The sequence below is a fragment of the Bacillus sp. YBsi01 genome (assembly GCF_038406745.1).
Lineage (GTDB): Bacteria > Bacillota > Bacilli > Bacillales > Bacillaceae > Bacillus > Bacillus siamensis.
This window is the reverse complement of the sequence record NZ_CP151679.1, coordinates 2,941,881-2,954,589: the sequence shown is the minus strand read 5'-3', so window position 1 is coordinate 2,954,589 and position 12,709 is coordinate 2,941,881. Positions and strand designations below refer to the sequence as shown.

Below are 12,709 nucleotides of genomic sequence, written 5' to 3'. Positions count from 1 at the left end.
CATAGCGCTTTCTTCTTAAAAATATATAACATTTTCTATATCTGATTCTGTTTATATTGTAAAATGTTGAAGGAAAGGAAGTTGATGCATAAAAATGAATATGTTTATAAGGCCCGCAGAAGGAAGAAATAGTGTGTGGAGATATCTCCTTTCTCTGTGGGTCATTGCGGGTTTGTTCTTTTTTGGAAGCATATTGACCGTGTTTTATATGTTTCTCACGTCCGAGTTCAATCCTTCATTGACGATAGATTGGGATGAAGCGGCATTAAGTGACCCGCTGGCGGATATTTATTTACAGCATATCGTCTATTTCATAGCCATCCCGGGCATTTGGATAGCGGTTCGTTTCATTATGAAACGGCGGTTTTTATCCATCATCACACCGAATCAGTCGCTGAACTGGAAGCGGATTTTCTTTGGATTCGGCACTTACTTTTTGTTGATGTTTATGGCAGGGCTGATTGATTTTTTAATCCATCCGGGTCGCTTCTCGCTTCAGGAATTCCATGCTTCACGCTTTCTGCTGCTGTTAGCGGCATCCATCTTTTTGGTGCCGATTCAAACCTCCGCGGAGGAATTTCTCTTTCGGGGTTTTCTGCTTCAGTTCGCCGGAAAACTGACGGCAAATGCGGTGGTTTTGACTGTCATCGTCGGCGGATTATTCGGCGCACTTCATTTCGGAAATCCGGAGATGGAAAACGGGGCTCTCTGGGCGGGAATCGGATATGTCACCATCGGCATGATCTGGACCTTTATCACGATTAAAACAGGCAGTCTGGAGATGTCCTTGGGCGGTCACGCTGCCAATAATATGTTTTTATTTATCTTTCTCACAGAGGATCATTCGGTGTACAGCGACATTCCGTCGCTATTTGCAACAGCAGCCGGCGGCTATGAAATATATGATTGCATATCGACTCTGGTGATCAATGTCATCTTCGCATGGCTCGCGTTCCGTTTTGTGAAAAAAGAAAAGCAGCAGGCCGCCTAGGCTCTGCTGCTGATTTGTAATGTGTTCATCGCTTCATCAATATCCGTCGTCGGCCTGCGGCAGGTGAAATTTTCACAAATGTAAACCGTCGTTTTACCGTCAATCATTTGATAACCCGCGGCAAAATCAGAAATGCCTGCAAGCTCTGACGGATGTTCCGCGGCGAGAATCGTATAGGCGGGAGTGAAATGTTCCTGAAGCGCCTCAATGAAACGCTTTCTGTCCGGATCATCTTTGCTTCCGAACACAACGATTTCTTTTTGCGGCATTGTATACGCCAGTACGCTTTGCATGAAGAAAGCGTTGCTGCTCGGGTAGGCCTCTATTTCCCGTTTGAAAACAGAAAACATGGCTTCAGCTTTTTCGATCAGTGATACATCACCCGTCAGGCGGCCGAGGCGAGGCAGCTGGACGGCAGCCGCGCTGTTTCCGGAAGGCACGGCTCCGTCATAAACTTCTTTTTCCCTGACAAGAAGAGTCTCGGCGTCATTCCCCGTAAAGAAGAAACCTCCGTGTCCTTCATCCCAGAACAGATCCAGCATGCTTGTACATAACGTTTTCGCTTTTTGCAGATAAGACGCATCAAAATCCGCTTCATACAGTTCAAGGTAGGCCCAGATGAGAAAAGCGTAATCATCGATAAATCCTTTGTTTTTCACTTCGCCCTCACGGTAGCGGACCATGACGCGCCCGTCCGGCATGAGGTGACGTTCGAGAAAGCGGATCGCTGTTTCAGCCATGCTGAGAAAGTTCGGCTCGTGAAATACCTTTGCGGCTTTTGCCAGTCCGGCAATCATGAGCGCGTTCCATGAGGTCAGCACTTTGTCATCTGTGTGCGGATAGCTTCTGTTTTCCCGCGCCTCCAGCAATTTTTTTCTTGCGCCTTCAAGACGTTCGGTCAGCTCATGTCCGGTGAGGCCGGTCTCTTCGAGGATGGCCTCACGCCGCGTGAAAATAAGGTTCGGGATGTTTTCTCCTTCGAAATTGCCTTGATCTGTGATGTTATATACTTTGCAATAAAGCGAGCCGAGTTCATCACCGAGAAGATCCATGATTTCTTTTTTTGACCATATGTAATATTTCCCCTCACGGCCTTCGGTATCAGCGTCTAAGGCTGAGAAAAAGCTGCCGTCTTCATGCATCATTTCCCGCTGAATAAACGTCACGATCTGCATCGCAACCTGTTTGTAGCGCTCATTGCCCGTGACCTGATAGGCTTCGGTATATGCGGTCAGGAGAAGGGCGTTGTCATACAGCATTTTCTCAAAGTGCGGCACGAGCCATTCATTATCAGTCGAGTAGCGGGCAAAGCCGAACCCGATGTGATCAAAAATACCGCCGTTCGCCATGCCGTCGAGTGTCTTGGTTACGCCTGCCAATGCCTGTTCCTTACCCGTATAGCTGTAGTAGCGAAGCAGAAACATGAGCATATGCGGCATCGGAAACTTCGGAGCCTGGCCGAACCCGCCGTACACCGTGTCAAACCCGCCGGCCAGCTGGCGATACGTGTCATGAACCGCCTGTTCGCCAAGCATGCCCTCAGCCGGGTGCACCTTGACTTCAAGATGAGCGGCGGCGTTTTCAGCAATATCCTCGACATGCTGCCGGTCATTTGCAAACGTTTCGGACAGATGTTCAAGCACATCGATAAAGCCAGGGCGGTTAAATTTGCTCGTCTTCGGAAAATACGTCCCCGCATAAAACGGCTTCTGATCAGGTGTGATGAACACATTCAGCGGCCACCCGCCCTGCCCCGTCATCAGCTGGCAGATTCTCATATACACGGAATCCACATCAGGCCGCTCCTCACGATCAACCTTGATGGCTATAAATTTATCATTTAGAATACCGGCGATCTCTTCGTCCTCAAAGGACTCGTGAGCCATTACGTGACACCAGTGACAAGTCGAATAGCCGATGCTGACAAGAACCGGCTTGTTTTCGCGTTTCGCTTTTTCGAAGGCTTCTTCTCCCCAAGGGTGCCAGTTTACTGGGTTGTGGGCGTGTTGAAGTAAGTACGGTGACTTCTCCGTGATTAAACTGTTGGGTTTGCTATTGTTTGGCATGGGATCACCTGATTTCTCTTATTATTTGTACGATTAACATACCACAATTCTCAAAAGTAATTCATTTCGTCTACCTTTGTGCACTAAACGCAAGTCATTAAAAATAGAGCTGCTTATGACTCCATTTTCAAGGTTAAGCTTTATCCACCTTATTGCTTTTTGGAAGAGAAATGGGAATTGAAATCATTTTCATTTTATCTGCTTTTAAATAGATAAAACACACCCCGATGACTGTGACTGCTCCGCCCAAAAGAGAAATAAAGGCGGGCGCTTCACCTATCCAAAACCAGGAAATGAGTAAGGATAAAGCGGGTGTTGCGTAAAGTGAAATGGATGCTTCTGAAGCGCCGACGATTGAAGTGACGTATGCAAGTGCAAAGTATGGGATAACCGTTGGGGCGGCCATTTGTGACAAGCACCGGCTGCGAATACATTCCTTTTAGTTGTGGGTTTCAGGATAAGAAAAAAAGCCTTTATAGAAGGCTTTCGGTAAATAATTCATACAGCCGTTTTGCTGTTATTCGGTTAAACCAACTCTTTTGTCATTAAAACATGCGGAATGCCGTCTTCCATAAATTCCGGTGAATCTGTCTGATATCCCAGTTTGTGATAAAAGCCTTCCGCTTGTGTTTGTCCATGCAGTTTACAATGGGTGATGCCTTTTTCTTTTATCATGTTTTCTAATTCGCGTATGATTACTTTGCCCAACCCGTATTTGCGGTAAGGCTTCAGGATGCAGATTCGTTCGAGCTTGCCTGTATGGTTTACGATGCGGACGCGTCCTGTGCCGGCAGGCTGATTTTCATGATAAACCAAGACATGCCCGCACTGTTCCTGAAGCGTATCAAACTGATCAAACTCATCGGATTCGGGTACTTGCTGTTCCTCAATGAATACTGCTTTTCTAATCTCGAGCGCTGCTTGTAAATCAATTTCCGTCGTTATTCTTTTTACCCTCATCATTAACCAATCCTTTTCACATATTAGTCTGGACTGCACGGCTTGCTTGTGGTCTTATAGAAGTAACGATAAAACAATTATATTGTAAATGCAACAAAAATACGAAGGGTTTGAAAAGATATGACTGATATTTTGCGGGAAATCGGCATGATTGCACGGGCATTGGATTCCATCAGCAATATAGAATTTAAAGAATTAGACTTAACAAAAGGGCAGTATCTCTATCTTGTTCGTATATGTGAAAACCCGGGAATGATACAGGAAAAATTGGCGGAAATGATTAAAGTTGACCGAACAACAGCGGCGAGAGCGATAAAAAAACTGGAAATACAAGGGTTTATTGAAAAGCGTCCTGATGATCAAAATAAAAAAATAAAAAAACTGTTCCCGACCGAAAAAGGAAGAAAGGTTTATCCGTTATTGCAAAGAGAAGGAGAGCACTCTGCGGAAGTAGCCTTGGCCGGCTTTACATCTGAAGAAAAAGAAACCATTTCCAGCCTTCTTCAGCGGGTGAGAAAAAATATAGAACATGATTGGGAATATGTGAAGAAGGGAAACAAAAGGGATTATTAATGGATAATAATTCCTTTTACTGTGTGGTGGTGTTTTGAATGATTAAAGCCGTAAATGGATACTTTATCTGTAAAATCACCTTCCTCGGTTCCTGCTTCACAATCGGCTGATCGGCTTATTTTTAACGAAAAGTATCAATTATGGTATATTTAAATAAGATAAAATAATTGAAGCGGGGAATGATATGAATACAATCGAAAAACAAAAACGTAAGAAATTTAAAGCAAAATCCATCGTACGGGCCATCATGGTCATCATCGGCGGAATCATTGCCGCGTATGGGCTGGAAACCGTATTGATTCCGAATAGTGTATCTGACGGCGGGGTGACCGGACTCAGCATTGTCGGTTCACAGCTGTTTCATTTGCCTCTTGGGATCTTAATTGCGGTGATCAATATACCGTTTGTCTGGTTGGGATATAAGCAAATCGGGAAAGGCTTTGCGTTTCTATCCATTATCGGCATTGTCTCACTTGCCGCGGGTACAAGCTTTTTCCATCACACGCCGGCTATCATCGAGGGAGACACCCTGTTAATCACCGTTGTCGGCGGGATTATTCTCGGCTTGGGAATGGGCTTGGCACTGCGTAACGGCGGCGCATTAGACGGAATTGATATGCTGGCCGTGCTGCTGTCACGGAAATTGCCGTTCGGCACGAGCGACCTCATTTTATTTTTAAATATCTTTGTGTTTATTTTTGTTTCTTTTGTATTCGGTCTGCAAGGCGCGTTGCTTTCCGTGATTGCTTACTACATTGCGTCTAAGGTGATTCATGTGGTTGAGGAAGGCTTAAGCGGTTCTAAAACATTTCAGATTATCACCAACGAGCCTGCATTAATGGTCGAAACCATTCGTGAGGAATTAGGCCGAAGCGCTACTTATAAAGAAGCATACGGCGGTTTTTCTCATGAAAAATTCCAAGAAATCACATGTGTCATCAACCGTTTGGAAGAGACCAAACTGAAGGAAATTATTAATGACATTGATAAGCACGCCTTTGTAACGGTATATGATGTGGCTGAAGTAAAAGGCAGTAATTTCAGAAAAGTTCATAATCATTAAAAAGCGAGCTGCCGTTCACCGGCAGCTTTTTTTAAAAAGGAGAAAACACTTGCCAAAAAAGAATAACAGATGTATATTATTGATATATCAAACATTGACTAGTCAATTAATTGCGCAAAAGAAAGTAGGGATGGGTTTTGACAGCATGTTGTTCAGAGGAAGGCGAGATTTTATATCAGCTTCAATCACTGCATAAAGTAATCGGAGCGAAGTTTGAAGCGTGCACCGGAATCAGCCAATCCCGTCTTGAGCTTCTCGCCGTGCTCTTTCACGTCGACGAGATCAGTCAAAGCGATCTTCAGAAAAAGGTGAATATTGATGGGGCGGCTGTGACAAGACACTTGAAACAGCTTGAAACCAAAGAAATGGTCACAAGAAGGCGCAAACCTGAGGACAACCGCATTATACTTGTCCGGCTTACTGAACAGGGGCGGGAGAGAATTGAGACTTCCAAAAAAGAGAAGGAGCGTTTCATAAAGGAAATGCTTGCCGGTGTCAGCGCGGAAGAACGCAGTATGTTAAAAAACGTATTATCGCAGATGCAGAATAATATAGAAAATATGAAAGCATAGGAGTGTATTACACATGAAAACAGAACTGAAAACAAACGACTTTATGGACATTATGAAAGGCCGCCGTTCCATTCGGAATTACGATCCGGCTGTAAAAATCAGCAAAGAAGAAATGACTCAAATCTTGGAAGAAGCAACGACAGCGCCGTCTTCAGTTAACGCGCAGCCATGGCGTTTCCTTGTCATTGACAGCCCTGAAGGAAAAGAAAAACTCGCGCCGCTTGCCAGCTTTAACCAAACACAAGTCAGCACATCATCTGCGGTGATCGCGGTTTTCGCAGATATGAACAGTGATGACTATTTAGAAGAAATTTATTCAAAAGCGGTCGAACTGGGCTACATGCCGCAGGAAGTAAAAGACAGACAAATCGCTGCGTTGACGGCACATTTTGAAAAACTTCCGGAGCAAGTGAACCGTGAAACCATTCTGATCGACGGAGGCCTTGTTTCCATGCAGCTGATGCTTACGGCACGCGCGCACGGCTATGACACAAACCCGATCGGCGGCTACGATAAAGAAAAGATCGCCGAGGTTTTCGGAATGGATAAAGAGCGTTATGTACCGGTCATGCTGTTATCAATCGGAAAAGCGGCGGACGAAGGATATGCTTCCTACCGTCTTCCTATCGAAACGATCGCACAATGGAAATAAGGTTGAAGTGAAGCTGAGGGGAGAGAGACAGTGGACATTATTGCAGCTGTTTTCGTCGGAATTGTAGCTTTAGAACATGTATTTATCATGATACTTGAAATGTTTTTTATCAATTCGAAGGCAGCTAAGCGGTCCTTCAAATTGCCGAAGCATTTAGAAGGTGATCGGAATGTGGCGGTCATGTTTGCAAATCAAGGTCTGTATAATGGATTTCTGGCTGCCGGCCTCATTTGGGGGCTGATCCTCGGAGCTGATCCGATTGGCCATATGATTCAATTGTTTTTCGTCATCTGCGTGGTCATCGCCGCTCTTTTCGGCGGCTTTACTTCAAACAAATCAATTATCGTAAAACAAGGACTTCCGGCTGTTTTAGCGCTTATTTTTCTTTTATTGGCGTAGCAGACGGAGTGAGGGCTTCCTTCTCGGAAGCCCTCTTTTTTTATTTTGTTTTGAAGAACAGGTTCGGCCGCCGATGCTTGCGCGCATCGGCTTTTTTTCGTCAGGACGGCATTGTTCAGCCGAAATGTTCAATCACATGCTGTTTGAACGTTTCAGCAACAGGAGATAAAAATCTGCCTTCTATCCAGGCGATGCCGATCACGCGCTGGCATTTTGGCCAGCTGATGCGTATTTTTGAGAGGTTGCTTTGATCCAATCCTTTTAAATCAGGCAGGATGGAAACACCGAGACCGGAGGCCGTGAAGCCGGCCGCAGTTGCCGCCTCTTCACTTTCGAACATAATCTTCGGATGGATATCCGCCTGTTCAAATAGCTGATCAGCCGTCATTCGGAGCGCATACCCCTCTTTCAGCAATATAAAAGGTTCTTCGGCGAGTTCGTCCAGGGTGACGGTTTCACGATGCGCCAGCCGATGTCCTTTTGGTACATATAAAAAGAGTTCCTCACTCCATAATTGCACCCATCGAATCGACTTTTCAGGTTTAGTGGATGCGAGAAGGCAGAGATCAAGCTCGCCTTCTTTCAGCTGATCGAGCAGCCAATAGGAATGGTTTTGTCTTAATGTAATGCCGATTCCGGGGTGTTTTTGCCGAAAGGTCTTGATGACATCCGGAACGATGGCTGTCCCGAGTGTATGTAAAAATCCAAGTGAAACCTCTCCTTGATCCGGCTGCAATAAAGCCTGAATTTCCTCTCGGCCGTCAGTATACTCTTTCATCATGGTCTGAACCCGTTTTAAAAACATCGCTCCGTATTTGTTCAATGTAATCGAACGGCCCTGTCTGTCAAACAGCGGGACGCCTAAGTGGTTTTCCAATCGGGAAATTGAGCGGGAGAGTGCGGGCTGTGAGATGGACAATAGCTTTGCGGCTTTTGTGACATGCTCAGTTTGTGCGAGCGTTTGGAAATATTCAAGCTGTTCCCATTCCATCAATGTCACCTCTTTCATTTTATTACTGATAAGCATTATAGATATATTTATTATGCATTATACATCATAAGGGACAGGCGCCAGTATGGCAATGGCATGTATGTACACAACCGAAAATCTGCCTTCGTTGTGCTATGAGCCAGGGTGTTTCATTATTTTTTTGCTGAAAGTTTCCTTTCTGCTCATAAAGACTAATAGATGGAGTGAACTCTGTTTTTTAAGAGAGCTGATCGGCAAATATGGTATGATTTACATAATCAGGGAGTGAAGCTTTTGGAGAAGATAATATGAAGAGGGCGTATTACTCTATTTTATACAGCCAGACCGCTATCAATTTAGGATTCTCACTTTATACAATGGCTGTTATCTTGTTTTTGTTTACGAAAACCGGTTCGACGGCGGCGGCCTCTCTCATGACGTTCGTCAGCATTGTATGTCGCGTATTGGGAAGCGCCGTTTTGCCGCTGGTCACCGGCCGGTTTACGCTTCGGTCTTTGTTGATCGGTTCTCAATTGATGCAGGTGACACTGTTAGTCTGTTTGTTTTATGTAATCCAAGCCGGTTCATCGGCTTTCTTTTTTCTGCTGTTTTGTCTGATCGGAGGGATTTCTTTTTGCAACGGCTGGTTCGCTCCGATAAAAAGCGCACTGATTGGAGAAATTATTCCTCCTGATCAAAGGGCGAAGGCGAACGGCTTATTATCTGCGGCGGATCAGACCGTTCAGTTTGCCGGATGGTCTCTGGGCGGCGTCATCATCGCATTTTTGGGAGAAAGCTATACAATAATCATCACTGTAATGTTACTGGTTTCTTCGGTTTTAGGCATCATTCTGTTTCTTCAAGTACGCATCTGTGCGACGGCAACAGTCAGGGAACGTTCACTTTTTGCAGATGCGGCAAGCGGCTGGGTGTATTTATTTCAGCAAAAACAGCTGCGGGCCCTGATAGTGATGGATGTGATCGAATCGTGGGCAGGCATGATATGGATCGGATCTGTGTCCTTAACTTATGTGCATGACGTCCTTCAAAAAGGAGAAGCGTGGTGGGGATATGTGAACGGAGCCTATTATGCAGGGACGATGATCGGCGGCTTGATCATCTATAGGTTATCCGGTAAGTTTCAGCGAAGCCTCATTCCGCTTATGCTGACGGGAGCCTTGGCATATGGAATGCTCACTTTTATTTATGGATTGACCAGCAGTGCCGTTCTGGCCCTTTTTTTGGTGCTGTGTATGGGGCCGGCTTGCGTATTAAGAGATCTGACGCAGGAAACCTTTCTTCAAAACATCACGACTGAACAGACACGGGTCAATATATTAGCGGCGAGATCAGCATTCGTTCAATTGATCTTTATGTTTTCCATTATTGGAACGGGGATGATCTCGGATGTATTCGGCGTGCGGTTTATTTATATAAGCGCGGGGATTCTTTTATTATTTTCAGCCTTTATCGGATTTTCTCAGCTGCAAATGAATAAAACGGTACAGAGCCGCATGTAGCGTGGTATAATCAGGAACGTACGTTCTGTATCGAGAGAGGAGAGGGTTTTGTGGGACATCTGGCACTGCAATTGTATGATTATCATCTTTGGGCAAATCAGCAAATATTCACCCGGCTTAAAGAGCTTCCGGAGGATGTGTACCGTAAAGAGATTCAAAGTGTCTTTCCGTCGATAGCCGGTGTATTGACCCATGTGTATCTGTCGGATAAGGGGTGGTTTGATGTGTTCTCCGGAGAGCGTCTGGAGGATACGCTGAAATCAGCTGAACAGCAAAAAGAGGACATCTTGTCTAAAGAGATAGAAGAGCTGGAAGATCTATTTTTGGAATTATCAGACCGATATCAACTATTTTTGCAAAAGGAGGAAAATATCAATCTCTCCCTTGAAATAGAACATCCGTCAGGTGACATCATGAAAACCACGGCGGCCGATATGATTCTCCATGTTGTGAACCACGGAACGTATCATCGCGGGAATATAACAGCCATGCTCAGACAGATGGGGGATGATTCTGTGCCGACGGATTACGGTATTTATTTATATATAAACAAAAAGTAAACAAGACAGCCAAGTCGGCTGCCTTGTTATATCCGTAAAAAGCCAAATCATATGATTTGGCTTTTTCGTTTGCTAAGACAAGTTCTGCAGACGTTCTAAACTGTTTTTCCAATTCGCTTCAAGCGCTGCAAGGGCAGCGGCGTCATCCTGCTGTTCTAATGCGTGAATGATAGCAGCGTGTTCATTGTATGATCTGGTCAATGCATCATCTTCGCTGAAATAGCGGATCTCCATTCTCTGGATTTTCACCTTCAGGCCCACAAGCAATTTGCAGAGTTCGGCATTGTCTGTAAGCAGAATGATGCGATGGTGAAATGCATTATCCGCTTCCAGAATGGCCATTTTATCGCCGGCCTTCACCGTTTGAAGCAGCTCTTCATTAAGCTGTTTCAATTCCTGAATCACTGCAGCGTCCATATGCGGGAGGGCTTGCTGCAGTGCGAGTTTTTCAAGCGTCCAGACAATGGAATACAAGTTTTCCGCTTCTTTTAACTCAATCGGAGCGACAAGCGTCCATCTGTTTGCCTTTGTCATGACCAAGCCGTCATCTTCTAAGCGCAATAAGGCTTCCCGTATCGGAGTGCGGCTGATTCCCAATGTTTCCGACAGTTCCTTGTCCTTTAACTTTGTTTCAGGTTTGAGCCTGCCCGTTATGATCCAGTTTCTGAGCGTGTGATACACTTCGTCCCGCATGATGGTTCTTTTCAGCACAGGTTCTTTGTTTTGATTATCCAATGGAACACCTCATGAATCGTAGTATACATACAAGCATTTTAACACAGTCTGAACGCCGGTTAGAAATGAAGAGTGATCTAAGGATGAATGGAACCGAGATGCTTTATCTCAATATGCTGAAACTCAGCGGAACCGCCTTCAGAATAGAGCGTGATTCCCTGATCTTCGGGTTTTGGAAACACTTCATTTGTGAGAACGGTTTTTCCGTCATCTGCAAATACTTCAATACTCGTTTTATCTACGAGAATTTTCAGATGAACGCGCCCTTTATTTCCGTCAAATGGCGCTTTGCTTTCAGTATATGTCCCGGTTTTATCAGGCTGATCTGTAAATGATCTGTTCACATAGGCACAGCCGTCTTCTGCTGAAATACCGACATCAATATGCCGCTTGTGGTCTGCTGATTCTCTGAGTCTGACGCCTGCATTTTTGATATCGGACCAAGAGATATCCATGTCAAGCTGATACGTATCACCCTTGATCGGCAACGTTTCAGAACCGTTCACCTGTTTGTCTTCAGTGCCGTCCGTTGAAGAGGTTAATTGGTTCAATGCTTCAACCGGCTCTGACATCAGGCTGTAGGTGCCGCCATCCTGATGCTGAAGGCGGATTTCACGAACGATAGAATCCGTGCCGTTAAAGCCGTTCTTTAGTGTCGGAGTTTCATTGGGATAATCCCAATTGTTCATCCATGCCAGCGCATAGCGTTTTGTCAGCGGATCTTTGCTATTGCCGTCCTCAAATGTGACGCCGCCGTACCAGTCAAACCCGTAATCGAGCCATTGCGGTTCCGCTTGATCGGCAGTAAATTCTTTTCCGTCAAAGTTTCCGGTCCAATAAGCGTACGTATTCGGTTTGCCCTGAGGTTTGCCGTTTGCGCTTGCGCCGAGAATCCACTTGGCCGTGCCGTCATCTGCACGCATCATATAAAGGTCAGGGCATTCGATGAGGCCGATCTGCTGGGTGATAAAACCGCCCGTGTAATGCCAATTCTTTAAATCGGGTGATTCATAAAAGCCGATTTTTTCGCCCTCGGCCATGGCCATCACCCATTTATTATCCTGTTCATCCCAGATTACCTTCGGATCCCGGAAATCTTTAGTGCCCGGGTTTTTCATGACGGGCTGATCACTATAGGATGTAAATGTTTTTCCTTTATCCGTGCTGTACCATAAATATTGTTCCTGTGCTTCGGTTTTGGCCGTCGGCTGCGTTGTAATGGCGACGAGTGCGTTTTTGCCGAAGCCTGCCGTGTTGTGTTTATCAATGACGACAGAACCGGTCCATATATCGCCGTTTGGGTTGGTGTATTTCGGAATAGCCGTGCCTTCGTCCGTCCAGTGCACCAAGTCCTCTGATACGGCGTGCCGCCATTCTGTGCCGTTGCCGTTCGGATAATCCCGATTATAAAGATAATAGTAATGATATTTCCCATCGAAAAAAATGGGTTTTTGAGGGTCGTTTTTCCATTTGTCCGGGGTTGTGAAATGATATGCCGCCCGGTAATCCGGTTTATTCTTCGTGTTTGTTTTAGAGGAATTGTTGCTTTTGTCCGGCAGTAAGCCGACAAACAGGAACGCACCCAGAATGATCAATATTGCAATGGGCCATTTTCGTGCCATGATTGAGTTCACCATCTTGTTTAGAA

General features: G+C 45.3%; 13 protein-coding genes and 1 pseudogene. 8 read left to right on the top strand and 6 right to left on the bottom strand.

From position 1 onward, the window contains the following. The first annotated feature begins 94 nt into the window (after positions 1-94). Positions 95-991 (top strand): type II CAAX endopeptidase family protein, encoded by an 897-nt coding sequence (locus AADZ70_RS14825; protein WP_342007279.1) that lies wholly within the window; start codon positions 95-97, stop codon positions 989-991. On the opposite strand, the gene AADZ70_RS14820 is transcribed toward AADZ70_RS14825, so the two are convergent. The 3 genes and pseudogenes from AADZ70_RS14820 to AADZ70_RS14810 form a co-directional block, all read right to left on the bottom strand. Further along, positions 988-3,057 carry a thioredoxin domain-containing protein gene (locus tag AADZ70_RS14820; protein ID WP_342007278.1) on the bottom strand — a complete coding sequence of 690 codons (2,070 nt, stop codon included), beginning with the start codon at positions 3,055-3,057 and terminating at the stop codon, positions 988-990. The genes AADZ70_RS14825 and AADZ70_RS14820 overlap by 4 nt on opposite strands. Before the next feature lie 133 nt (positions 3,058-3,190). Then, a pseudogene (locus AADZ70_RS14815) lies at positions 3,191-3,454 on the bottom strand (EamA family transporter); the annotation flags it as partial. 128 nt (positions 3,455-3,582) lie between these two features. Beyond that, the gene (locus AADZ70_RS14810) at positions 3,583-4,017 is read right to left on the bottom strand and encodes a GNAT family N-acetyltransferase (RefSeq protein WP_342007277.1); all 435 of its coding nucleotides are present in this window, start codon (positions 4,015-4,017) and stop codon (positions 3,583-3,585) included. Positions 4,018-4,137: 120 nt separating this feature from the next. On the opposite strand from AADZ70_RS14810, the gene AADZ70_RS14805 reads away from it, so the two are divergent. From AADZ70_RS14805 to AADZ70_RS14785, 5 genes are all read left to right on the top strand, one after another. Continuing rightward, a complete protein-coding gene (locus AADZ70_RS14805; RefSeq protein ID WP_047477339.1) occupies positions 4,138-4,590 on the top strand; it encodes a MarR family transcriptional regulator in 453 nt (150 codons plus the stop codon). Positions 4,591-4,774: 184 nt separating this feature from the next. Continuing rightward, positions 4,775-5,653: a YitT family protein gene (locus AADZ70_RS14800; protein ID WP_095241059.1), complete on the top strand. Its 879-nt coding sequence runs from the start codon at positions 4,775-4,777 to the stop codon at positions 5,651-5,653. 137 nt (positions 5,654-5,790) lie between these two features. After that, on the top strand, positions 5,791-6,225 hold the full coding sequence (locus tag AADZ70_RS14795; protein ID WP_016937339.1) for a MarR family transcriptional regulator: 435 nt from the start codon (positions 5,791-5,793) through the stop codon (positions 6,223-6,225). A 13-nt stretch (positions 6,226-6,238) separates the two neighbouring features. Continuing rightward, positions 6,239-6,877, top strand: coding sequence for a nitroreductase family protein (locus tag AADZ70_RS14790; protein ID WP_004393039.1), 639 nt, complete (start codon positions 6,239-6,241; stop codon positions 6,875-6,877). A 30-nt stretch (positions 6,878-6,907) separates the two neighbouring features. Further along, positions 6,908-7,276: a DUF1304 domain-containing protein gene (locus tag AADZ70_RS14785; protein WP_064778469.1), complete on the top strand. Its 369-nt coding sequence runs from the start codon at positions 6,908-6,910 to the stop codon at positions 7,274-7,276. Positions 7,277-7,391: 115 nt separating this feature from the next. Here the strand turns inward: AADZ70_RS14785 and AADZ70_RS14780 are convergent, their stop codons facing one another. Continuing rightward, on the bottom strand, positions 7,392-8,267 hold the full coding sequence (locus AADZ70_RS14780) for a LysR family transcriptional regulator (protein ID WP_342007276.1): 876 nt from the start codon (positions 8,265-8,267) through the stop codon (positions 7,392-7,394). A 287-nt stretch (positions 8,268-8,554) separates the two neighbouring features. Between AADZ70_RS14780 and AADZ70_RS14775 the strand changes: the two genes are divergently transcribed. Both AADZ70_RS14775 and AADZ70_RS14770 read left to right on the top strand, forming a co-directional pair. Continuing rightward, the gene (locus tag AADZ70_RS14775; RefSeq protein ID WP_342007275.1) at positions 8,555-9,766 is read left to right on the top strand and encodes an MFS transporter; all 1,212 of its coding nucleotides are present in this window, start codon (positions 8,555-8,557) and stop codon (positions 9,764-9,766) included. A gap of 50 nt (positions 9,767-9,816) precedes the next feature. Continuing rightward, positions 9,817-10,326 (top strand): DinB family protein, encoded by a 510-nt coding sequence (locus tag AADZ70_RS14770; protein ID WP_342007274.1) that lies wholly within the window; start codon positions 9,817-9,819, stop codon positions 10,324-10,326. A 72-nt stretch (positions 10,327-10,398) separates the two neighbouring features. Here the strand turns inward: AADZ70_RS14770 and AADZ70_RS14765 are convergent, their stop codons facing one another. Together AADZ70_RS14765 and AADZ70_RS14760 are read right to left on the bottom strand one after the other, a co-directional pair. After that, the gene (locus tag AADZ70_RS14765) at positions 10,399-11,061 is read right to left on the bottom strand and encodes a GntR family transcriptional regulator (protein ID WP_064779224.1); all 663 of its coding nucleotides are present in this window, start codon (positions 11,059-11,061) and stop codon (positions 10,399-10,401) included. Positions 11,062-11,138: 77 nt separating this feature from the next. Then, positions 11,139-12,683: a glycoside hydrolase family 32 protein gene (locus tag AADZ70_RS14760; protein ID WP_342007273.1), complete on the bottom strand. Its 1,545-nt coding sequence runs from the start codon at positions 12,681-12,683 to the stop codon at positions 11,139-11,141. Between the last annotated feature and the right edge of the window lie 26 nt (positions 12,684-12,709).

Coding starts and splice junctions, on each gene's coding strand:
- AADZ70_RS14820 (WP_342007278.1), bottom strand. CDS start 3,057: ATGCCAAACAATAGCAAACCCAACAGTTTAATCACGGAGAAGTCACCG.
- AADZ70_RS14760 (WP_342007273.1), bottom strand. CDS start 12,683: ATGGCACGAAAATGGCCCATTGCAATATTGATCATTCTGGGTGCGTTC.
- AADZ70_RS14775 (WP_342007275.1), top strand. CDS start 8,555: ATGAAGAGGGCGTATTACTCTATTTTATACAGCCAGACCGCTATCAAT.
- AADZ70_RS14825 (WP_342007279.1), top strand. CDS start 95: ATGAATATGTTTATAAGGCCCGCAGAAGGAAGAAATAGTGTGTGGAGA.
- AADZ70_RS14810 (WP_342007277.1), bottom strand. CDS start 4,017: ATGAGGGTAAAAAGAATAACGACGGAAATTGATTTACAAGCAGCGCTC.
- AADZ70_RS14790 (WP_004393039.1), top strand. CDS start 6,239: ATGAAAACAGAACTGAAAACAAACGACTTTATGGACATTATGAAAGGC.
- AADZ70_RS14805 (WP_047477339.1), top strand. CDS start 4,138: ATGACTGATATTTTGCGGGAAATCGGCATGATTGCACGGGCATTGGAT.
- AADZ70_RS14800 (WP_095241059.1), top strand. CDS start 4,775: ATGAATACAATCGAAAAACAAAAACGTAAGAAATTTAAAGCAAAATCC.
- AADZ70_RS14780 (WP_342007276.1), bottom strand. CDS start 8,267: ATGGAATGGGAACAGCTTGAATATTTCCAAACGCTCGCACAAACTGAG.